The sequence below is a fragment of the Paenibacillus sp. R14(2021) genome (genome assembly GCF_019431355.1).
Lineage (GTDB): Bacteria > Bacillota > Bacilli > Paenibacillales > Paenibacillaceae > Paenibacillus_Z.
The window spans coordinates 4,847,582-4,870,138 of the sequence record NZ_CP080269.1; the positions used below are offsets into that span (position 1 = coordinate 4,847,582).

13 protein-coding genes are annotated in these 22,557 nt (G+C 54.4%); 9 read left to right on the top strand and 4 right to left on the bottom strand.

All coding sequences use genetic code 11. The annotated features are described in order from the left end of the window. Nucleotides 1-20: 20 nt before the first annotated feature. A complete protein-coding gene (locus KXU80_RS22500) occupies nt 21-1,799 on the bottom strand; it encodes an ABC transporter ATP-binding protein (RefSeq protein ID WP_219835391.1) in 1,779 nt (592 codons plus the stop codon). Continuing rightward, nucleotides 1,792-3,561, bottom strand: a complete 1,770-nt coding sequence (locus tag KXU80_RS22505; protein WP_219835392.1) for an ABC transporter ATP-binding protein — start codon at nt 3,559-3,561, stop codon at nt 1,792-1,794. Before KXU80_RS22505 ends, KXU80_RS22500 begins: the two co-directional genes overlap by 8 nt. Before the next feature lie 534 nt (nt 3,562-4,095). Here KXU80_RS22505 and KXU80_RS22510 point away from each other — a divergent pair. The 5 genes from KXU80_RS22510 to KXU80_RS22530 all read left to right on the top strand — a co-directional run bounded on the left by KXU80_RS22510 (nt 4,096) and on the right by KXU80_RS22530 (nt 9,313). Beyond that, nucleotides 4,096-5,493: an ABC transporter substrate-binding protein gene (locus tag KXU80_RS22510; protein WP_219835393.1), complete on the top strand. Its 1,398-nt coding sequence runs from the start codon at nt 4,096-4,098 to the stop codon at nt 5,491-5,493. Nucleotides 5,494-5,618: 125 nt separating this feature from the next. Further along, entirely contained in the window at nt 5,619-6,494 is an 876-nt protein-coding gene (locus tag KXU80_RS22515) for a carbohydrate ABC transporter permease (RefSeq protein ID WP_219835394.1), read from the top strand. An 18-nt stretch (nt 6,495-6,512) separates the two neighbouring features. Continuing rightward, on the top strand, nt 6,513-7,352 hold the full coding sequence (locus KXU80_RS22520) for a carbohydrate ABC transporter permease (RefSeq protein WP_219835395.1): 840 nt from the start codon (nt 6,513-6,515) through the stop codon (nt 7,350-7,352). A 45-nt stretch (nt 7,353-7,397) separates the two neighbouring features. Beyond that, complete coding sequence (locus tag KXU80_RS22525) at nt 7,398-8,414, top strand: LacI family DNA-binding transcriptional regulator (RefSeq protein ID WP_219835396.1); 1,017 nt, start codon at nt 7,398-7,400, stop codon at nt 8,412-8,414. A gap of 62 nt (nt 8,415-8,476) precedes the next feature. After that, nucleotides 8,477-9,313 carry a phytanoyl-CoA dioxygenase family protein gene (locus KXU80_RS22530; protein ID WP_219835397.1) on the top strand — a complete coding sequence of 279 codons (837 nt, stop codon included), beginning with the start codon at nt 8,477-8,479 and terminating at the stop codon, nt 9,311-9,313. A gap of 71 nt (nt 9,314-9,384) precedes the next feature. Here KXU80_RS22530 and KXU80_RS22535 read toward each other — a convergent pair whose 3' ends face one another. Both KXU80_RS22535 and KXU80_RS22540 read right to left on the bottom strand, forming a co-directional pair. Beyond that, a complete protein-coding gene (locus KXU80_RS22535) occupies nt 9,385-10,326 on the bottom strand; it encodes an LLM class oxidoreductase (protein ID WP_219835398.1) in 942 nt (313 codons plus the stop codon). Between the two features lie 271 nt (nt 10,327-10,597). Further along, nucleotides 10,598-11,641, bottom strand: a complete 1,044-nt coding sequence (locus KXU80_RS22540; protein WP_219835399.1) for a stalk domain-containing protein — start codon at nt 11,639-11,641, stop codon at nt 10,598-10,600. A 343-nt stretch (nt 11,642-11,984) separates the two neighbouring features. Between KXU80_RS22540 and KXU80_RS28515 the strand changes: the two genes are divergently transcribed. The 4 genes from KXU80_RS28515 (at nt 11,985) to KXU80_RS22560 (ending at nt 22,442) form a co-directional block, all read left to right on the top strand. After that, nucleotides 11,985-13,016 (top strand): LysM peptidoglycan-binding domain-containing protein, encoded by a 1,032-nt coding sequence (locus KXU80_RS28515; protein ID WP_219835400.1) that lies wholly within the window; start codon nt 11,985-11,987, stop codon nt 13,014-13,016. 151 nt (nt 13,017-13,167) lie between these two features. Continuing rightward, a complete protein-coding gene (locus tag KXU80_RS22550) occupies nt 13,168-13,791 on the top strand; it encodes a response regulator transcription factor (RefSeq protein WP_219835401.1) in 624 nt (207 codons plus the stop codon). Between the two features lie 159 nt (nt 13,792-13,950). Further along, entirely contained in the window at nt 13,951-16,863 is a 2,913-nt protein-coding gene (locus KXU80_RS22555) for an S-layer homology domain-containing protein (RefSeq protein WP_219835402.1), read from the top strand. A 284-nt stretch (nt 16,864-17,147) separates the two neighbouring features. Further along, the gene (locus tag KXU80_RS22560) at nt 17,148-22,442 is read left to right on the top strand and encodes an S-layer homology domain-containing protein (RefSeq protein ID WP_219835403.1); all 5,295 of its coding nucleotides are present in this window, start codon (nt 17,148-17,150) and stop codon (nt 22,440-22,442) included. Nucleotides 22,443-22,557 lie beyond the last annotated feature (115 nt).

A 22,557-nucleotide genomic window follows, 5' to 3' on the forward strand; every position in this document is an offset into this window, starting at 1 on the left:
GGCTTGCCTATGCAGTCACTCTACACGGCATGCATCTTCTGCGCTGTATACAGCTTATGATACCGCCCGCGCAGCGCCATCAGCTCGTCATGCGAGCCGGATTCGGCGATGCCTCGGTCTGCGACGTACATGATGCGGTCGCAGTTCTTCACCGTCGATAGGCGGTGAGCGATGATGAACGAGGTGCGGCCTTTGAGCAGCTCGTTCAGGCCCTTCTGGAGCAAGCGCTCCGTCTGGGCATCGATGGAAGACGTCGCTTCGTCGAGGATCAGGATCCGCGGGTCCGCGAGCAGCGTGCGGGCGAACGAGATGAGCTGCCGCTGGCCTTGGGACAGCTTCGAGCCGCGCTCGTTCACTTCGGTCAAGTAGCCTTGTTCGAACTCCCGGATGAACTCGTCGGCGCAGACGGTCTTGGCCGCGGCGATCACTTCCTCCTCGGTTGCATCGAGCTTGCCGTATCGGATGTTGTCCAGAATCGTGCCGGAGAAGATGAAGCTGTCCTGCAGCATGATGCCCATCTGGCTGCGCAGTGACTGCAGCTGCACGCCCGCGATATCGTGTCCGTCGATGAGAAGCTGGCCGCCGGTAATGTTATAGAAGCGCGAGATCAGATTGACGACCGTCGTCTTGCCGGCGCCTGTCGGTCCGACGAGCGCGATGCTCTCGCCCGGCTTGACGTCGAAGCTAAGGTGCTCTAGGATGTTGACGCCCGGATCGTAGGCGAAGGTCACGTCGTCGAAGGTGACGCGGCCCTCTATCGGCGGCAGCTCGCGCGCATTCGGCACGTCGCTGACAGTCACGGGTTCATCGAGTGTCTCGAAGATGCGCTCCAGGTAAGCGACGGCGTTAATGAAGCTGTTATAGATGTTCGACAGGTTGAGTATCGGCTGCCAGAAGCGCGCAGCATAGCCGCCCATGGCGAGAATGACGCCGAACGTAACCTGTTCCGGCCCGAGGGCCAGCAGCCCGATGAGGAAGATCGCCGTACCCACGATCGTCGACAGGTTGTCGACTGTGAACGGAACGAGGAAGTTCAGGTACATCGTCCGCATCCACTCGCGGCGATAATTGGCGGACAGGCGGGTGAAGATGCCTTCGTTATGCTTCTCGCGAGTGAAGATTTGCGTGACGCGAATACCGCTGATGCTCTCCTGCAAATAGGCGTTCATGTTGGAGCCCTTGTTCGACACCGCCTGCCAAGCGCGGCGCTGCTTCGTCTTGAGAAGCAGCATGATGCCGAGGAAGATCGGCAGCCCCCCGAGGATGACGAACGACAGCTGCACGTTGACGGCGAACATGAAGATGGCGATGAACACCAGGTTCAGAATCTCCAGAATGAAGTTGATGATGCCGTTCGACAGCACGTCCGAAACGGAGTTGACGTAGTTGACGACCCGGATGAGGATCTTGCCCTGCGGCCGGTCGTCGTAATATTGGAACGGCAGCTTCTGCAGATGCTTGAACAGGTCCGTCCGAATATCGAAAATAATATCCTGCCCGACCCGCGTCATCATGCGCGAGCGGATTGTGGCGAGAATGACGCTGACGACGATGGTCGCGAGCATCAGCGCGGACCAGCCCACGAGCGCCGATTTGTCTCGGCCGGGAATCGTCACGTCGACCACATGCTGCAGGATAAGCGGTGCGGATAATCCGATGCCTGCGGACAGCGTGCTGAGCACGAGGGCGATGATCATCGGTGTCTTCTGTTTGCGAATATAGACGAGCGCACGCTTGAAATGCCGGATGTCGAAGGGGGCTTCCAAGTTTTCGTCGATGTCGAATTTATTCCTAGCCAACTGCGTTCGCCTGCCTTCCGATGCCTTCGTTCTGCAGCATGAATACGTCGTAATAGTAGCCGCGCTTCGCGAGCAGCTCGGCGTGGGTGCCTTCTTCGATGACGCGGCCCTGATCGAGAATGAGAATCCGGTCGGCTTCCGCCGTCGTGGACACGCGCTGGGCGATGATGATTTTGGTGCACGCATAATCGAGCTCGCGCAAGCTCCGCTGAATATGTTCTTCCGTCTCGTTGTCGACGGCGGACGTCGTGTCGTCGAGAATGAGGATCGGCGGCTGCACGGCCATGGCGCGGGCCAGCGCGATTCGCTGCTTCTGCCCGCCGGATAAGCCGACGCCGCGTTCGCCCACGACCGTGTCGTAGCCCTGCGGCATTTTGCGGATGAAATCATCGGCCGCGGCGAGCTTGGCGAACCTCGTGACCTCCTCCTCGGGGATGTCGGGGTTGCTGTAGGCAATGTTCCCGTCGATCGTGTCGGAGAACAGCAGCACGTCCTGCGTCGCCACGCCGATATTGCCCCGCAGCTCATCCAGCTCCAGCTGGCGCACGTCGGTGCCGTCGATCAGGACGCGCCCCTTCGTTGCATCATAGAAACGCGGAATGAGGTTAATGAGCGTCGTCTTGCCCGAACCCGTGGCTCCCATGATGGCGACCGTCTCGCCGGGCCCCACCTCGAAGCTGATGTTTTGCAGCACGGTGGCGCTTTCGTACTTGAAGCTCACGTTCTCGAAGCGGATGTGTCCGCCATAACGCCGCTTTACGACAGGCTTGTGCTCGTTCACGATGTCCGGGTGGGCATAGTAGACATCGATGATTTTGTTCAGGCTCGCGAAGAAGCGCTGAATATCGTTGATGATGATGCCGATGCTGCGCATCGGATTGGACAAGCCCCAGATCAGCGCGGAGAAGGCGGAGAATTCCCCGAACGTGATGCGCCCGTCCATGACGAACAAGCCGCCCGCCACCATCAGGATGACGTTGAACGCCTGTGCGAAGGTTTCCAGATAAGGGAAGTAATCGAGCCACACCATCGCGGCTGTCTTATTCGCTTCGGCATAGTTCACGTTCTTCTCGTTGAACTTCCGGATTTCGTAGTCCTCCCGCGCGAATGCCTTGACGACGCGGTTGCCTGCGATATTCTCCTGCGTGGCGGTATTGAGCTGCGAGAGGCGCTCCCGGAGTTCGACGTACATGGGCCGGACGCGTCTCGCGAATAGGAAGGCGGCGATAAAAATCGGAGGCGACAGGATCAGCAGCCACAGCGTCAGTTCACTGTCGATGTAGAAGAAGTAGGCCACCGCCGCCGCGAAGATCGTCAACGATTCGATGATCGTCTTGATGATCCACGCGAGGGAGTGCCGCACCATCTCGAGGTCGCCGGTCATTTTGGTCATGAGATCACCGGTCCGATTGCGGTCGTAATATCTCATATCTTGTCCTTGGATCTTGTTGTACAAGTAAATCCGGACACGGTACAGCATATTCTGCGAGGCCCGTTCGTACAAGATCGTCGTGAAATACGCGAGTGCCGTACGCAGCAGCGAGAAGCCGACCATCCCGACGCAAAGTCCGATAAGCAGCCCGCGTTCGTCCGTGAGATGTTGCAGCGCGTCGTCGCCTGAGATGAACGTATCGACGATGCGCTGCCCGATGTACGGGTTAATGATGGTGAGCGAAGAGCCTACGATCGAGAGACATAACGCGAGCACGTAACGAAATCGATCGCCTGTCAGGTTGTGCCATAACCACTTCAGTTGAAACATGGAATCACCGGCTTCTGTAAGTTTCTGAATGCAGGAATTCGGGCAGGAAACCGAAAACAAAGGCATTATAACATATCTGACTGGAAACTATTTGCCTAATTCTTGTTCGATTTTGGCTCGGTGGGTTGGACAATGCGCCGCCCGAGATTCAGTATGCCGGCTTCCACCGTTCGCGCGGCCTCCCGTCGTAATCCGGCCCGATAATTTACCAGATCTAAGAAGGGCAGCGGTTTCGAAAAATCAATCGTTTGTCCGTAAATTTGAATGACTCCTGCATTGACCGCATGTGCGCCGACAACCGGTCGTCAAATCCCGTTTAAGGTAACGCTAAAATTTTCTTGTAATAATTGCTTCCAATAGTAACTATAATGAATCGCGGTCTTCCTTAAACGTTTCGGAAGATGAGATGCGATGGAATAAGGAGGGCGAAGAAAGGCGTTCTGCTTTTTGCAGAGTTAATATGTAACCGCTGCCTCATTTTCAGTCATGCTTCATTTTATGAAAGTGACAAGTTTAAATTGGGGAGGTTTCACGATGAGAAGAATGCGTTTTTTATTAGCAGCATGCATGCTTGTTTTTTCGTTGGCAGCATGCAGCAGTGGGAACAACAGCGGCAGCACCAGCACTGATACCAGCAGCACAGGTAACAACAACAAAACAGCGAATGATACAACTGCCGAGAAAGCGGACGATACCGCGACGAAGAATGCAGATAGCGGCAAAGAAGTTGTCATTAAGTTCCCGAGCTACAAAACGGGAAATAACGTCGGCGCTATCTTCTACCTTCCTCAAATCGAGCGCTTTAACACGAAATACGCCGGCAAGTACAAAATCGAAATCGAGGAAATCGTGCAAGACGAATACGCCAAAAAGATTAAACTCCTCTACCAGCAGAAAAAGCTGCCTCCCCTCATCGAAACCGATAAAGAGCTTGCCGATATCATGATTAACAATGGCGATCTCTTGGATTTAAAGCCTTACATCGACAAAAACCCGGATATCAAAAACATTCTGATTGATGATTCTGTTAAATATAATACGGACAAGAACGGCAAAATCGTTTCGCTGCCGCTAGCCTTTGAGCGCCCGATCGGCATGTACTACAATAAGGAGTTGCTCAAGAAGGCCGGCATTAATGAACTGTCGACGACGTGGGACGGATTCTTCGGCGACCTGGATAAATTGAAAGCAGCAGGCGTGACGCCGTTGTCCTTAATGACTGGCGAGAATGGATGGACGACGATGCTGCTCGCATCGGCGATGATCGCATCAGAGCCGGAAGGTCAAGCGATCTTGACGAAAGGCGATATCGTCACGAACTTCAATACGCCGCTTTGGATTAACACCTTTGCGAAGGTGCAGAAGCTGCTTGCGGATTACACGACGAAGTCTGCACTCGGCGCAACGTATTCTATCGCAGCCAATGAATTCTTCAGCGAGAATACGGCAATGATCGCGAACGGCCCATGGATGGTTGCGGATTTCAGTAATACGGACAAAGCATCCGCCGGGTTCGCGGATAAAGTAGGCGCAACCATTTATCCGAATGGCGTTGCACTGGGTTCCGCCGACGGCTACTGGTATTCGATTCCGAAGGATACGCCGCAGGAAGTCGTGGATGGATTGATTGAATATTTCAAATTTATCTATTCGCCGGATGAATTGAATGCATTCCTGGTAGCGGAAGGCGGCTTTGCTCCTAAATTGCCTATGCCGGATGAGGCGAAAGCCAAATTGAATCCGATTTTAAGACAGTTGAACGATGAAGTTGGATCCAAAATGAAAACGCTTAACAGATTGATCTATGATATTGTGCCTCAGTCCGTTTCGGACCTGTTTGCCAAAAACCTGCCGCTGCTCGCTACGAAAGATATGACCCCTGAAGCGTTCTGTAAAGCCATGACAGACACAGCGGAGAAGTTTAAGAAATAACTGTCATGTTCATGAGATCGGTTTCGGAAGAAGCGCATTGCGCCGCTAAGCGCTTCTTCCATGAACAAACGTGACCCATCTTATGTGCATGCATCGAATACCGCTCTTCGGGGAGGCTTGCTGTCATGTACAAGTACAATAAACGATGGGTGTACCTCTTTATCGTTCCGACGCTCATCGTATTCCTAACGTTCTATTTCGTTCCGATCTTGACGGTGTTTACAACCGGGTTTACGGAGTGGAATGGATTCAATGCACCTAAATTTATCGGATTAGCGAATTATAAAATGATGTTCTTCGATGACAATTCCATCACGGTCTCATTAATCAATTTATTGAAGTGGTCGCTCATCGCTGCTTTCATCCATGTCCCGTTTGGTGCACTAGTCGCTTTTATTATGTATAAGCGGCCTGTCGGCTGGCGATTTGTACGCGGCGTATTTATGATTCCGAACGTAATCGCGGTATCCGCCTGGGCGATTATTTATCGCTTTATCTTCAATGATCAGATGGGCCTGCTGAATAATTTTATCCGAAAGCTTGGTTTCTCGGACTTCCATACCAATTGGTTCTTCGATCGGCAGTATGCGTTCTCTGCCATCAGCTTAACGTGGGTCTTCTATGCGGTTATCGTGACGCTGCTCGTATTGTCCGATCTCATGGCGATTCCGAGGGAGCTGCACGAAGCGGCAACCATTGACGGTGCGACGGAAGCGCAAATTCACTGGCGTATCAATTTTCCTTTGATTCGCGGGTCGCTCGGCACTGCCGTGATTTTATCGGTTATTGCGAGAATCACGATGTTCGAAGCGATCTTCTTGACCACCAAAGGCGGACCCGGCAACTCGACTTACAATATTTCCGTTATGCTCTATGACGGCATTATCAATTATCAATTTGGATATGCGAATGCGGTAGCTACAGTCATGATCATTCTAGGGATCGGCGTGCTGGCCATTACGACGAAAGTATTCAAGATGAATAAGAGCGTATACAACTGATAGGTGGTGATCCTGCATATGAAGGCTGAACAGTGGACACGCGGCCTTGTAAGGGTGATCAGTTATCTGGTGCTCTTATTTACGGTTTGCATCTCGCTTGTCCCGCTTCTCTGGATTGTCGTCTCTTCCTTTAAATCAAACAAAGCGATATTGAACACCCCATTCGCACTCCCGACAGACTTTAACTTTCATGCCTATTACGCCGTGCTGAAGATGAACAATTTCTTAAGCAATACGTTTAACTCCGTTCTGATTTCGGTCACGTCAACGCTCGTTGCGCTCCTATTCTATGCGCTCGCAGCCTATTCTTTTGCGAAATTCGATTTTATTGGGAAGCGGATCTTATTTATTCTGTTCTCGGTTACGCTGTTAATCCCGGGTCATGCAACGGCGCAGCCTATTTTCTCTTTTATTAATATCACGGGGCTGTACGATACGAGGCTGGCACTGATCGTCGTTTACATTTCAGCAGGACTGGCCGTATCGCTGTTTATCTTGCGGGCATCGTTTATGTCGATTCCGAAGGAGCTTGATGAAGCGGCCTATATGGAATCGGCGAGCTTCTGGCAAGTATTCTTCTATATCAATTTGCCGCTTGCCAAAGCGGGATTGGCGACGGCGGGCATTCTGATGTTTTTGGGCAACTGGAACGAATTTTTCTACGGCTTCATGCTGACATCTTCCGCAGAGAATCGTACGCTGCCTGTCGCCTTGCAATTCTTTACGGAGCAATTCTCGTATAACTACACGCAGTTATTCGCGGCGCTAACCCTCGTGACGCTGCCGAGCATTATGTTGTATATGGTGGCGCAGGAGCAGGTGCAGCAAAGCGTCGTCAGCGGCGGAGTAAAAGGCTGATTCGCTTATTGAACGATCATTTCATGACTTTGACAGGTGGTTGCTATGGCTACGATTAAGGATATTGCTAGAATGGCCGGCGTATCGACGACTACGGTTTCCAGAGCGCTTAACGGATATGACGATGTCAGCAAGGAAACGAAAAAAAGAATCTATGACATTGCCGAAAAGCTGGATTATTCGCCCAATGCCGTAGCAAGAAGCCTGGTATCCAGCAAAACGCATACGATTGGCGTTATTTTCTCCGGACTCAAATATACCGGCGGAAAGGACAATCTCGCTTTTGAGATTTTGTACGGCATAAACGACCGGGCAAACGAAATGAATTACGACATCTTATTATTCAGCACGAGCCCGTCTAAGCAGCGGATCAAATCCTACTACAATCTATGCAAAGAGCGAAATGTGGACGGGGCTATTATTTTCGGCTTAAAGGTGGATGACCCTTACTTGGAAGAGGTCATCACGAAGTCCAATTTCCCATGCGTGCTTATCGATATTCCGTTCTCGCATGATATTTTGGGGAATGTAACGACCGACAATGTCGAAGGGGTTCGAATGGCCGTTCATCATCTAGCGGATTGGGGTCATACGAATATCGCGATGATTAACGGCTATCCGGAAGCGCACGTCAGCGAGCAGCGATTGACGGGGTTTAAGCAAGCAATCTCCGAATGCGGTTTGGCTTATGATGCTTCCAAAATCTTCGACGGGGCGTTCTCCGAGGAGGGCGGCGAACAAGCGATGTTTCGTATATTGGACGAACATCCGGGGGTTACCGCCGTATTCTGTTCCAGCGATTTAATGGCGCTGGGTGCAATGAGAGCGCTTGACAAGCGAGGAAGAAAAGTACCCGATTCGGTATCGGTCGTTGGATATGACGACATCATTCTATCCTCGTATTGTACGCCGAAGCTGACTACGATTCATCAGAACAAATACGAGATGGGCTGGGAATCGGCGAAGCTGCTCATCGACATGCTTGAAGGCAAAGAAGTGAATCACAACGTGGTGCTGAAGAATGAATTGATCGTACGGGAAAGCACCAAAAAATTACGGTAACCGGATATTCAAGCGATGAATCGCAATGATCCTAAACGTTTAAGCGAAGGGGATGACGAAGCATGAAACTTAGTCCTAAAGAGCTCAAAGAGGGAAAATTATCGCCGGAAACATTGGAGCTGGCCGTCCAGCTGATCAAGGTCAATGGTTATGTGCTATTCGAAGAAGTACTGCCCAGAGCGCAAGTCGATGCGCTGTTTAACAGCTATGTTGCGCTATTAGATCCTTACCTCGAGAAGCATCGCGAAGAGATTCTCAATCCCAAGAATGGATTTAACGACGGTACGAACCACGTTCGCCTCTATTTGCCCTTCGACAAGCCCTTTTGCGATGAAGCGATTATTGCCAATCCTTTCGTTACGGACATCGTGGACCACATGTTGGGCGAAGACTGCTTGATGACCTATTTTGCGACGAACACGTCGATGCCGGGCGGCAAAAACGCGCAGCCGGTGCATTCGGATACGTCTTCTCGATTTGGTGATCGATGTGCAGTAAATCTGCCGATCGCCAACTTGATCGTCAATTATCCGCTGGTTGATGTGAATGAGAATAATGGGCCCATGGAAATATGGCCCGGAGGGACGCATTTGCATCCGGACAACTGGTACGCATCAACTGCGTTCAGCAAACCAAAGCTCGCTGAGCATATGCATGGGATTAAAATGTTAATGCCGGCAGGCTCCATCTTGATCAGAGATGACAGAGTATGGCATCGCGGTACGCCGAACCGCTCCGATAAGCATAGACCGAACGTGGCGCTCATTTACTCGGCGAACGGGCCGTATACGGGCACCATTCAAATTCCGCAAAAGACCTATGATCAGCTTTCGGAGAAAGCCCAGCGATTACTGCGCAAAGAGAAAATCGGCTTTCCGGTGTCGGAGCCTAAGCATTAGTCCATGAATCGTAGAAACCGCATTGCGGCCTATAGAGGAATAGGTCTGCAATGCGGCTTCTTTTTTACAGCTTATTCGTTCGGCGGGAAATGCGGCAATACTTCCTCGCCTAGTTCCTGGACCACTTCGTCGGCCGGCCGGGTGCTGTCGAATAGGGAGAAGAACAGGTGGTTGACGCCGACGCTCTTGTAGAGCTGCAGGATTTCAATGAGTTGGTTGCGTCCGACCCGGTAACCGAGACGCAGCGGGCGCGCCCGTTCGTCAGGGTCCTCGGCCAAGTCCAAATAAAGCGGCTGCGTGAACGGCTTGAAGACGCCGGGATGGTGAACCTCGACCGACTCCCGCCATGCTTCAATCGATTGGCTCTGCTCATAAGGGCTGCGCGGATAATAGATCCAGCCGTCGCCGTGCTGCGCGTTCCATTCCAAGCTCTGCTGCGAATGACCGGTAATCAAGACCGGGATTCGCTGCGTCGGTTTAGGCACCAAATTCGCACCGGGCAGAAGGTCCGCCGGGAATTCCTCGTATAGCACTCGCTTTATATAATGAAACGCATCGACGAAGGCTTGTCCGCGCTCGGCATGGGAAACCCGCAAGCCGTTAAAATCCGCGCCCCGGTCGCCTGAAGATACGCCAAGAATGAGCCGATCGGGAAACAAGCGATCGATAGAGGCAATTTCCTTCGCCAAGCGCAGCGGATGTCTGAGCGGCAAGACCGCCGAAGCCGTGCCTAACCCGATCTTCGTCGTCTGCGTCGCGATATACGTCAGATACACCATTAGGTCATAAATTTGTCCGGCGGCCGGGTCGCCGAAGCCGGGATCCTCAAGCAGCACGTCGCGAAACCACAGCGAAGTAAAACCGAATTGCTCAGCCCGCTGCGCCAGCTCGACCTGATTCTCAAGCGTCGGCGCCTTGAAACGGAAGTTTTCCATCGGAACAAAGAAGCCCAGCGTCATCTCGCCTTGCTTGTACATCCGCTGATAGCCTTTATGATGATCAAAATAATTCATGTGGGTCACCTTTGCTTGTAGTTTGGGACTCGGCTTATAAGAGCTTGCCCTTTTCTTTATGAATATAGCATACGCCAATGGCGTTTTATTTCATGTCCCATATTTCATGTTTTTTTGTATCTGATAATCATACGGGCATGACGATTAGCATAGATGGATTTTGCGGATGATGGGGGTCTTATAATCGAGGGAAGCAGGAGACGCGGACAGGGCGTATAGCCGTTCTGTCCGCGTCTATTGCTTGTTGTATGCCGATTGCTGTGAGTTCGGATTAAAATACTCTTCTAGCCGTCACGAACCGCTTCTTCCACGAATCGTTCAGCTTCATAAGATGAACGCCGAGCGTTTTCGAATACGTATGGAGAACCTGGCCATTCCCTGCGTAGATGGCGACGTGGCCGATATCGAGTCCGCGGGCCTTGAAGAACAGCAGATCGCCTTTGCGCAGCTTGTCGTACGCGACTTCTTGACCGACCTTGGCTTGGTCGTACGAGACGCGCGGCAGGGCGATGGACAGCGCCTGGTCATACACGTACCGGACGAAGGAAGAGCAGTCGAACGTGCCCGTCTGGCCGGAAGTCGCGCCGAATTCGTAGGGGGTTCCGAGGAATCGGGAGCCGAAGGCGAGCAGCTCGTCCCCTTGTTTCTCAGCCAATGCGGGACTCGTGTAATCCGTGTACATCGGCTTGGCGGACAGGAATCCAATCTTGTCGTCCTTCGTTTGCACTTCGAGCCAGTCGGCGTCGACCTCTCGTATGACATGGATGGACTCGTCTTTCGAAAGCATGCGAACGATGTTGGCATTCGTGGCTGAATCCGGCGATGTTCGCAGATTGACCCCGTATTCGACTTGCGTGTCCAATTTATGCGAGCTGGAGATCGTGATCGAACGGGGAATGGCATGCCATGCCACGAGATTATCGAGCGCTTCGCTGACGAATCGCAGGGGAACCATGGTGACTCCGTCTACGATTCGTCCGGGGTAAGGGACGGTTATCGCCTGTGCGTTCTTGAATGCGGTCTTGTCGCCGATTCGATATGTAAAGGTAATGCCTGGTTTGGATGCTTGAACAGTTCTTGTTTGCGAATCCCAGGTTACGGCAGCTCCTTCGGCCTCGAAGATCGGACGCATCTGCACGAGGGTGTTGCCGTCATCGATCACGATCGGGACCGAGAAGGTTAAGGGACGACCGTCCAAATAGACGGAAGGCGGCGATGAGGTCTGCGTATCGGCAAAGGCGGTTGCGGCTTGAAACGGGATGACAGCCAGCAATGATAACGCGATGCTAGGCAGAATTCTTGTTGTTTTGGGCATGAAAGGAAGGCCTCGCTTTCTCTTGTAGTACTCTTTAGACGCAATAATGGGTCAGATAGTTTCGATTGAGTCCGCAACGGGCTAATCGGCATGACCTCGGCTTGCGCTGAATCCCGGAAGCTCGGCTCGCCGCCATATGAGAAACGGGACTTTATCCCTGAAGCCTTGCTAGGCATCAACAGGAAAAATTTAGTCCTCGAGAACCCGCCCTCATCGGCGTCATCTGCATATCTCCTACAATGGAATCAATTACGGCCGGGCATCTTCAAATAAAAAGGATTATTGCCGATTGGCGGCGAATCCTCTGAGCCGCTAAATTATCAGGCAGAAGGTGTGATCATCGTTGAGCAGGCAGAAGAAGTGGGTCATTGGTATGGTACTGGTTTTGATGGCATTGGCGGGTTATCCGGGGGTAACGAATGCGGCGGCAAGCAAGGAAGCGTTCATTAGCGTGACGCACACCGTCAAGACGGGCGAGACGCTGTACGGCATCTCGCGGAAGTTTTATTTGACCGGAGATTACGTACAGGTGGCCAAATGGAACGGATTTGATCCGAAAGTGGCACTGAAAGCGGGAACAGCGCTGAAGCTGTCGAATCCGCTGGTCATGGATGAATACACGGTCAAAGCGGGCGACACCTTGTTTGCCATTACGAACCGCTACTTCAACCGCAATCAGTATATGAACGCCCTGATGGCTTACAACCGGATCACCGATCCGAACACGGAGCTGAAGATGGGCATGGCGCTGCGTATACCGCTTCCCGCAGGGGAAAGGCGGCATGTCGTGCTTGCGGGCGATACGTTGTACAGCCTGTCATCCCGATTCTTCAAAGCGGCAGATTATCAGCATGCGATTGCCCAATCCAACGGAATCGCTGCTGCTACGGGCAAGATCAGTGCAGGGCAAGTGCTGCGAATTCCAAATCCTTACTACTATAAGACCGGCGGCGCGAGTGCGTCCGCAAGCGTAACGATTGCATCGCCGGCCAAGGTGTTGTCGATCGAGATCGACATTACGCTTAACAAGCTGTACGTGATTGCCGGCGGCAAGACCGTGAAGTGCTTCGACATCGCAAGCGGGCGGAAGGGACTTACGCCGACCGGCAGCTTCGAGATCATGACCAAGATCAAGAACCCGTGGTATTCGGCCAAAGGCATCCCCGGCGGCGATCCGAAGAATCCGCTCGGCAGCCGCTGGCTGGGGCTTAGCGTTCCGCATACCGAAGGGACCAAATACGGCATTCATGGCACGAACGCCCCCGCATCGATCGGGACGAACGCCAGTGCCGGCTGCATCCGCATGCATAACGTAGACGTGGAATGGCTGTTTGATACGATTCCGTCGGGTACGAAGGTCAAGCTGCACGCGTGATGACGGGGCTGTGGCGGCACAATCGTCAAAATTCGATTAGGGGATTGCTTTACTTAATGATAAAATAAGGAAGCATAGCTCCGACATCAGGCTTTCATTGCCGCGTTGGAATGTAAATGAATCATTTGGGCGGCAGCCGGGAGGTCGAAGCATGCTGAAAGCCATTATCGTCGACGACGAAGCATTGCCGATGAAATATTTAAAGAAGCTACTGTCCGAGACTGGACAGATCGAGATGTGCCATACGTTTATGAACCCGCTGGATGCGTGTGATTTCGTGAAATCGAACCTGGTCGATCTGGCTTTTCTGGATATCGCGATGCCTGAGATCGACGGTATGCGCCTATCGGGTCTGCTGATGGATATCGACGATACGATCGATGTGGTCTTCGTCACCGCCTATGACCATTATGCCGTGCAGGCATTCGAGATGGGCGCAGTGGATTATGTGCTGAAGCCCGTGTCCGCCCAGCGGTTGGCTAAGACGCTCGATAAGATTAAGAAGCGGCCTCGAACAGGGTCCCAGAGACTTGCTGCCATAGCGCTGACCGCTGGTCAGGAACAGCGGCTGCTCTATGAGGAACTCTTAACCGAGCAGGAGACGAAAGTGCTGCGGTTGATCGCGGATGGCTTGTCCAACAAGGAAATCGTTCCGCTCCTGAACATCACGGCTGAAACGGTGAAGTTTCACGTGAAGAACCTCTACCGCAAGCTGGGCGTCAACAACCGCGTACGAGCGCTGCAGCGCGCCATTGAATTAAGGATACTAGCCTGAACGGCGCACGGCGTTGCTAGAGCTGGGTGCCGGTCGGCATCCGACTTCCAGCCCCTTTACCTCCCCATTCGGGGAGTTATTTTTTTGCGAAAATAGTCGTATAGTAGTAAAAATACGAGTAAATTCGACAAAAAATGGTAGAGGGGCAGAGAGATTCTCATGAAACGATTTTCAGTAAAAGGTTTGGTCATTGCACCGGTGCTTGCTTTGGTGCTGTTAAGCGGCTGCGTGGCCGTAGGCGTAGGTTCAGTCACGATTAGCTACAGCAGCGGAGAGCAGTTGAGCAGCTCCGAGCATGCGTATGTACGCTATTCGGATGGAACGGTTACGCAAGCGAATGACCCGGCGCAAGGGATGAACAGCGCAGTCACTACGACCGACAGCAGCAAAACGATCGTTGGCGGTTATGTCAGCGACGGCACCGTAAGCTGGGTGCCGGGCTTCAACGCCAACTCTACTTCGTATGTGAATTTGAGTGCAATTGAAGCCAACAAACCTTCGCTGCCCGTTGGTTATGTTGTGCAAGGCAAGCCTATAGCAGATAGCGCGCATCCCGGATTTACAAGCGTGCCCTACAACATATACGGCACCGACGGGAATTTGGTGAACGGCCAGACGGAAGTATTCATCTCTTCTGCGGATCCGAACACGGTCTTCTACAACATTGACGTGAACGATACTAATTTCGGCGGGATTACAACGGTCAGAAACGGGTTTTCTTGGCATACGGTGAACGGAATGGTGTCCTTCTCGATCCAAGGCAATCCAAGCGATATCGCGAATATACCGCTTTCGTTTCATTCGGGTCAGGCCTTAATTTCGCCAGTGTTGACAGGCCTTAGTGATGCGGGAGTGACGATCGCGGCTCCGTCAGCGGGATCAGCCCCGGTTAATGCCGCGGCTGTCGAAGCGGCAACGGCGAATCCCGACTTCACCGTAACCGGCGTCACATGGAACGAAGCGTTAACCGCAAGCGGCAAGTTTAAGGCAAGCCAGGCGTACACGGCAACGGTCACGCTGACGTCGAAGAGCGGGACAAGCTTCCTCACGCAGGGAGTCACTCCAACGGCGGCCGGTTCGACTGGGGTAAGCGCGGCGACGACTAGCGGTACGGGCGAGGGCAATACCGTCACGTTCACGGCGACTTACGGCGCGACGGCTCCGCTCGCCCTCGGTAGCATCGCTGTGAGCAAGCAACCGGCGAAGCTGAGCTACGTAGAAGGAACGGACGGCGTGCTGGAGCTTGACGGCATGATCGTAACGGAAACGAACAACGACGGAACGACGGTCGATGTACCTTTCGCTTCTGGAACGGCTGATGGCTACACGACGAGCCCGGCGAACGGAACGGCGTTAACGGTTGCCCTGCATGATGGCGCGCCGGTTACGATTACGCACACGGCATCCGGCAAAACGACGGGGACAAACCCGTTAACCGTGGTGACTGATCTCGTCCCGATCGGCACGGCTTCCATCGTCGGCGTCACGCCGCCGGTAAGAGGCGCGTCGCCGGTATCCGCGATCGCCGCGACAAACGAATACACAGCGGCGATTGCATGGTCGCCTGCAGCCTCCGTATTCGCGCCGAGCACGGTGTATACCGCGACGATTACGCTAACGCCGAAAGCAGGCTATACCTTAACGGGCGTAAGCAAGAATTTCTTCACGGTAGCCGGCGCTTCATCCGTCACGAATGACGCGGACTCGGGCATCGTAACTGCGGTGTTCCCGGCGACGGCTGCCGCGCCGTCGCCGATCGGTACAGCCGCTATCGTCGGCGTCACGCCGCCGGTAAGGAATGCATCGCCGGTATCCGCGATCGCCGCGACAAACGAATACACAGCGGCGATTGCATGGTCGCCGGCAGCATCCGTATTCGCGCCGAGCACGGCGTATACCGCGACGATTACGCTAACGCCGAAGGCGGGCTACACGTTAACAGGCATAAGCAAAAATTTCTTCACGGTAGCGGGAGCCGCATCGGTAACGAATAACGCGGACTCGGGCATCGTAACGGCGGTGTTCCCGGCGACGGCAAGCATGCCATCGAGCGGCGGTTCTTCCGCTCCGGTAAACGATACGCCGGTGGTCTCGACGGACGGCACGTTGACGCTTCCTGTAGGCCATACTGGAGAAGTCAGCTTGGACGATGCGGTCAAGGTCTCGATCCCGGCTGGAGCGACGGACAAAGAGCTGAAGCTGACGATTCAGAAGTTGACGAACACGCAGCAGCTGCTTACGGATGACGAAGTGCTGGCCAGCCCGGTCTTCGAGATTTTGAAAAACTTCTCGGAGAACTTCAGCAAACCAGTCACGTTGACGTTCGCGTTCGATCCGAAGGCGCTGAGCGGCACTCAGAAAGCAGTCGTATGCTACTATGATGAAGCGAAGAAGGCTTGGGTGGAAGTCGGTGGCACGGTGAACGGCAATCACATCACAGCCGAGGTAAACCACTTTACGAAATACGCGGTCATGGTTGTAGGAGAAGGGGCTTCTCAGCCGGCTGATCCGGGCCAAGGCTTTAGCGATGTTGCTGGACATTGGGCGGAACAAGGCATTAAGGAAGCGGTCGGCGCCGGATTCGTGAAGGGTTATCCGGATGGAACGTTTAAACCGAATCAAACCGTAACGCGCGCGGAGTTTGCCGTGATGCTGGCGAATGCGCTGCAATTGCACGGAGACGGAGCGAAGCTTACGTTCAAGGATTCGGCGGAAATTGGCGATTGGGCGCGGGAAGCCATCGCGAGTGCGGTCAAAGCCGGCATTATTCATGGCTATGAGGATGGTACCTTCCGTCCAAATGCCGTCATTACGCGCGCGGAGATGGCAACGATGATCGCGACAGCAACGGGCCTCAAGATCGAAGCGGATGCGGATACCGGTTTCGCGGACGATGCTGGCATTCCGGCATGGGCAAGAGGTGGCGTTGCTCTGGTGAAGGAAACGGGCATCGTCCAAGGGAAGGGCGGCAACCGCTTCGCACCGCAAGACCATGCGACGCGAGCCGAAGCCGTGACGGTTCTGCTAAATCTGCTGGCGCAAGCGAGCAAGGGAAATGCGGTTTCCGGCTAATATAGACGAACTGCAGCACGTTGGAACGGAAAGAGGTGCGCGAACATTCGCGTCCCTCTTTTTTTATGCGCAGAGGGCGATTGCTTCCCAAGCGACAGAAAAGCTTCAGCTCGCTGCTTTATGGCGGCACTGCGCAGCCGTGCTTAGGCTGATAGAAAAAGTGTTACTTTGCGATAGGCCGATCGTAATATTTTGATACATTTAGTATCTTTTTTATATATTCGAGAGAATGAAAGCGCTTTATAATGGAGAGGTATAATTTTTATCCCATAAGGAGGAACGTTATGCCTCACAAGAAGGGCCAGAAATCTTTCTTTCTTTTTATCGTGTTTACGATGATTCTAGCGATGGGGTGGCCGGGCGGAAGCCGGGCGCATGCTGACAGCCCGCAGCCGCAGCAAGTGTACGAAGCCGAGGCGGATGGCAATACGCTGACCGGCAACGCATCCGTTGGCAACTGCTCGTTATGCTCGGGGTTAAAGAAGGTCGGCGGCCTCTATCAAGGCGCGTCCTTGCAATTCAATACGATTAACGTCAGCACGAGCGGTACATACAAGGTGACGGTATACTATACGACCGGCGACCCGCGCGCGATTAATATTAGCGCGAACGGCGGGGAGAAGGATCTGTATGATTTTCCGGCAATGCCCGACTGGGAAACGGTAGGCAGCTACGATGTTGAGCTGTCGCTGAATGCCGGCAGCAATACCATTCTGTTCGACGACAACAACTGGTATTCCCCGGACATCGACCGAATCGTGATCGGCGACCGCATCGGAGGAGAGCCTGAGCCGCCGGTTACCGTCTACGAAGCCGAGGCGGACGGCAACACGCTGACCGGCAATGCATCCGTGGGCAATTGCTCGTTATGCTCGGGCTTGAAGAAGGTAGGCGGTCTGTACCAAGGCGCGTCCCTCCAATTCAATGCCATTACCGTCAGCACGAGCGGAACGTACAAGGTGACGGTGTACTACACCTCAGGCGACCCGCGCGCGATCAACATTAGCGCGAACGGCGGAGTGAAGGATCTCTATGATTTCCCGGCGATGCCCGACTGGGAAACGGTAGGCAGCTACGATGTTGAGCTGCCGCTGAATGCCGGCAGCAATACCATTCTTTTCGACGACAACAACTGGTACTCGCCGGACATCGACCGGATCGTGATCGGCGAACGCGTCGGCGGCGAAGATCCGGGTACCGATCCCGGCAGCGGGGATGACCTGCACGGCACGATGTATGAAGCCGAGGACGCAGGCAACGTGATTGCCGGCAACGCAGCCGTCTCGAACTGCAGCGCTTGCTCGGGCGGTCAGAAGATCGGCAACCTGTACGGAGGCAGCTCGGTGACGTTTCCTTCGATTAACGTGCCGGCAGCAGGCAGTTACCTTGTGCGGCTGTATTACACTTCGGCTGATCCGCGTTCGTTCTCGATCAGCGTGAACGGCGACGAGGCGGACAGCTACGATATGCCGGTCACGGCGACGTGGAACACGGTCGGCACGTACGAGGTGCCGGTCATGCTGGGTGCCGGCGGCAATACGATCGTCTTGTCGGACAATAACGGCTACTCGCCGGATCTCGACCGGATCGAAGTCATTCCGGTCGCCGTTTCGTATGAGGCGGAGAATGCCGTTAACGTGCTGACCGGCAACGCCTCGGTCTCGAACTGTAACGCATGCTCAGGCGGCCAGAAGGTAGGCGGCCTGTATGGAGGCAGTTCGCTGCAATTCACGCACATCGCAGCGCCTCGGACGGGCGATTACAAGGTTACGCTGTCGTTTATTTCCGGCGACCCGCGGGGCGTCTACGTCAGCGTGAACGGCGGCGAAGCGGTGAACTACGATGCGCTGAAGACGGCGGATTGGAACACCGTAGGCACGTATGATCTCACCTTGTCGCTGACAGAGGGCGAGAACACGATTCTCTTTGCCGACAACAACTGGTATTCCCCGGATATCGACCGCATTCAGGTGCAAGCGGTGGATGACGAAGGCGAGAACCCAGGCGAAGAGGGCAATATCGGCAGCCCGCTGTCGCCGGTTGATTACGGAGCCATTACGGTGCAGCCGTATACAGCGGGCGTGAAGATCACTAACGGTCAATATCATGTCTCCTTCTTCACGGACAACGGCATGGCGAATTACGAGTGGAACGACGGAGAACGGTTAACAGGCGTTTTCGGCCAAATAAAGCTGGGCAGCGACGAAATCACGACGAAGGATTACAGCTCGCACACGTTCGCGCTGGATCAGGTGTCGCCGATTCATGATGATTTCGGCACGGGCATCGAAGTGGTATTCACGCATACCCAGGACGGTAAGCCGACGCTCCGACAAGTATATGATTTCTACGAAGGAAGTACGTATTTCCTGAACCGGCTCGAAGCGGTGAGCGATCAGCCGATCGAGACCAATTACATGGCGCCAATCGTCGTGAACCGGCAGAATGGCGTGGAAACGGGGCAAACGGCGGACAACCGCGTGCTGAGCGTTCCGTTCGACAACGATATGTGGATTAGGTATAAAGCGCAGCGGCTTAACCGCTCCGATACGAGCTACGAGGTCACGGCGATTTACGACAATACGTCCCGCCACGGTCTCATTATCGGCTCCATCACGCATGATACGTGGAAGACCGGCATCGATTGGACGGGATCGAACAATCAGGTCAATAAGCTTGCGGTCTATGGAGGCGCATCCTCCAGCGTGACGCACGACTCGCTCCCGCATGGCACCGTATCCGGCACGAAGGTCACCTCGCCGACGATCATGACCGGGGCGTATGCGGATTACCGGGACGGCCTTGAAGCCTACGGCCGCACGAATGCGATTGTCGCACCTTCGCTTGCGGTCAACAGTCCGCTGCCGCAAGGCGTACCGGTCGGCTGGAACAGTTACGCGGCGCTCGGCGGCGGCGTCACGGTGCAGAAGCTGAAGGATACGTCGGATTATTTCAAAAACCAGCTGCCGGACTTCAACAATGACGGTACCGTCTATATCAACCTGGATGCGAACGGGCTGTCGAAGGATGAGCTGGAGCAGGTCGTGGCCGCCATTCATGCCAATGGGCAGCAAGCGGGTATTTATACGGCGCCTTTCGGCCATTGGGGCGACGATTTGGACCAGAAGGTGGAAGGCACGAACGATGCATACACCTACAGGGATATCGTCCTTAAGGACAGCACGGGCAAACCGCTGCCGATCCTTGATGGCGCCCACCCGCTTGATCCGACCCACCCGGGAACCAAAATGATGATCGCCTACTACATCAACATGTACAAGGAACTCGGCTTCTCCTACATCAAGCTGGATTTCTTGTCGCACGGGGCGCTGGAGGGCGTGCATAACGATCCGAATGTGACGACGGGCATTCAGGCGTACAATGAAGGCATGCGCTACGTGAACGAACTGTTGGACGGCACGATGTTCATCAGCGCATCGATCGCGCCGCTCTTCCCATCGCAGTATGCGAACAGCAGACGGATCGCTACGGACACGTTCGGCCGGATCAGCGAATCCGAATACGAGCTGAACGCGCTGACGTACGGCTGGTGGCAGAACGGTACGATCTACACCCATACGGATCCCGATCATATGGCGCTGACGCATGCCACTTCGCTCACCGAAGCGCGGAGCCGCGTCAACTCGGCCGTCATTTCCGGCACGGTGTTCCTCGATTCGGACGACGTCAGTAACACGGTAGCGCAGGATTACATGAGCCAATTGTATACGAACGTCAAAGTGCGCGATCTAGCGCTCAAAGGCAAAGCGTTCCGTCCGGTGGAAGGCGACACGGGCGCGAATGCAGCGGATACGTTCGTGCTGCGGGACGGCGATGATTATTACGCGGCGGTCTTTAATTACTCGGGCACTGACGCCGCGGAGAAGACGATTGATTTTGCCCGCGCCGGGCTGCCTGCCGGTACGGATCTGACACTGGAGGATCTGTGGACCGGGGATACCAGCACGGTTAACGGGTCGCTCGAAATCACGCTGCAGGCGGCGGAGTCGAAGCTGCTCAAGCTGTCAGCGGTGAAGACGCCCACAAGCATTACGGGCCAGCCGGTCGGTGCAACAGTTAACGAAGGCAGCGACGCCAGCTTTAACGTTGCAGCGGAAGGTACGGATCTCACGTACCAATGGCAAGTTGATACAGGCACGGGGTTCACAGCGGTCACGGATAATGCCGTCTATAGCGGATCAGCGACGGCTGTGCTCCATGTGACGCACGCATCCGGCTCGATGAACGGTTATGCCTATCGGGTCGTCGTGAAGGGGGATGTCATTTCGAACGCGGCTGTCTTAACGGTTCATACCGCTCCTTCTGCACCGACGAATCTCGTTGCAACAGCCGGTAATGGGCAAGCGACGCTTACGTTTACGGCACCTTCCAACAATGGGGGAAGCGCAATCACAGGGTATAAAGTGACGTCGACGCCTGGGAATATTACCGTACAAGGAACAGCCAGCCCAATTACGGTAACGGGCCTAACGAATGGGACCGCTTATACCTTCACGGTTAAAGCGATTAACAGCGTAGGCAGCAGTGCGGCGTCCGCAAGCTCGAACGCCGTCACGCCGAGCGCACCGAACAGCGGCGGCTATACGCCACCGGCGCCTCCAGCCGGAAACAACGGCCATATCACGCTGCCTGCCAACCAATCCGGTACGGTCAGCTTGGGCGACGGCATTACCGTTTCTATTCCGACGGGTGCTTCAAACCAAGAATTGACGATCACGATTACGAAAGTCGAAGATATTCAGCATCTGATTACCGGCGATCTCGTTCCGGCCAGCCCGATTTACGAGCTGCTCAAGAATTTCACGGCGAACTTCAGCAAGCCGGTGACGCTCACGCTTACCTTCGATCCGGCGAAGCTAAAACCGGGTCAGCATGCCGCGATCTTCTATTATGACGAGGCGAAGAAGCAGTGGGTGGAAGTCGGAGGCGTGACGGACGGCAATCGGATTACCGTCGATGTGAATCATTTTACGAAATATGCCGTGTTTGCCGTCGATTCGCCGGTGAAGCCAAGCGTCAGCCTGAGCGATATCTCCGGCCACTGGGCGGAGGCGGACATTAAGCAAGCCGTGAGCGGCGGAATCGTATCCGGCTATCCGAACGGCACGTTCAAGCCGAACGGCGAGGTGACGCGCGCGGAATTCGCAGTGATGCTCGTTCATGCGCTGCAGCTGAACGGCGAAAGCGCGAAGCTGGCGTTCACCGATTCGTCGGACATCGGTGCCTGGGCACAGAATGCAGTTGCACAGGCGGTGCAGGCCGGCATTCTGCACGGTTACTCCGACGGCTCTTTCCGTCCGAATGCGGCGATTACGCGCGCCGAGATGGCGGCCATGGTTGCTGCCGCGCTCGGTATCAAAGCAGACCTGAATGCAGTGACGCAGTTCGCGGATGATGCGGCGATTCCGGCATGGGCGAAGAGTGCCGTTGATGCGCTGCAGAAGCGGGGGATCATTCAAGGCCAAGGCGCGAATCAGTTCAATCCTGGCGGCCAAGCAACACGCGCGGAAGCCGTTACGGTTCTATTGAAAATGCTGGCGCAGGGTAACAAGTCGTAGCACGAGCAGAGCACCTGCAAGAGAACAGGAAGCCCGGTTGCCGATGGAGGCGTCCGGGCTGCTGTTTATGCACCGCAGTCGCAAGACGAAGAGAGAGTAGGACTGACTAAATCCG

What these genes read in the sequence shown, in the direction of transcription:
- KXU80_RS22505 (WP_219835392.1), bottom strand. Translation starts at nt 3,561, where the DNA reads ATGTTTCAACTGAAGTGGTTATGGCACAACCTGACAGGCGATCGATTT.
- KXU80_RS22510 (WP_219835393.1), top strand. Translation starts at nt 4,096, where the DNA reads ATGAGAAGAATGCGTTTTTTATTAGCAGCATGCATGCTTGTTTTTTCG.
- KXU80_RS22515 (WP_219835394.1), top strand. Translation starts at nt 5,619, where the DNA reads ATGTACAAGTACAATAAACGATGGGTGTACCTCTTTATCGTTCCGACG.
- KXU80_RS22520 (WP_219835395.1), top strand. Translation starts at nt 6,513, where the DNA reads ATGAAGGCTGAACAGTGGACACGCGGCCTTGTAAGGGTGATCAGTTAT.
- KXU80_RS22525 (WP_219835396.1), top strand. Translation starts at nt 7,398, where the DNA reads ATGGCTACGATTAAGGATATTGCTAGAATGGCCGGCGTATCGACGACT.
- KXU80_RS22530 (WP_219835397.1), top strand. Translation starts at nt 8,477, where the DNA reads ATGAAACTTAGTCCTAAAGAGCTCAAAGAGGGAAAATTATCGCCGGAA.
- KXU80_RS22535 (WP_219835398.1), bottom strand. Translation starts at nt 10,326, where the DNA reads ATGAATTATTTTGATCATCATAAAGGCTATCAGCGGATGTACAAGCAA.
- KXU80_RS22540 (WP_219835399.1), bottom strand. Translation starts at nt 11,641, where the DNA reads ATGCCCAAAACAACAAGAATTCTGCCTAGCATCGCGTTATCATTGCTG.
- KXU80_RS22550 (WP_219835401.1), top strand. Translation starts at nt 13,168, where the DNA reads ATGCTGAAAGCCATTATCGTCGACGACGAAGCATTGCCGATGAAATAT.
- KXU80_RS22555 (WP_219835402.1), top strand. Translation starts at nt 13,951, where the DNA reads ATGAAACGATTTTCAGTAAAAGGTTTGGTCATTGCACCGGTGCTTGCT.
- KXU80_RS22560 (WP_219835403.1), top strand. Translation starts at nt 17,148, where the DNA reads ATGCCTCACAAGAAGGGCCAGAAATCTTTCTTTCTTTTTATCGTGTTT.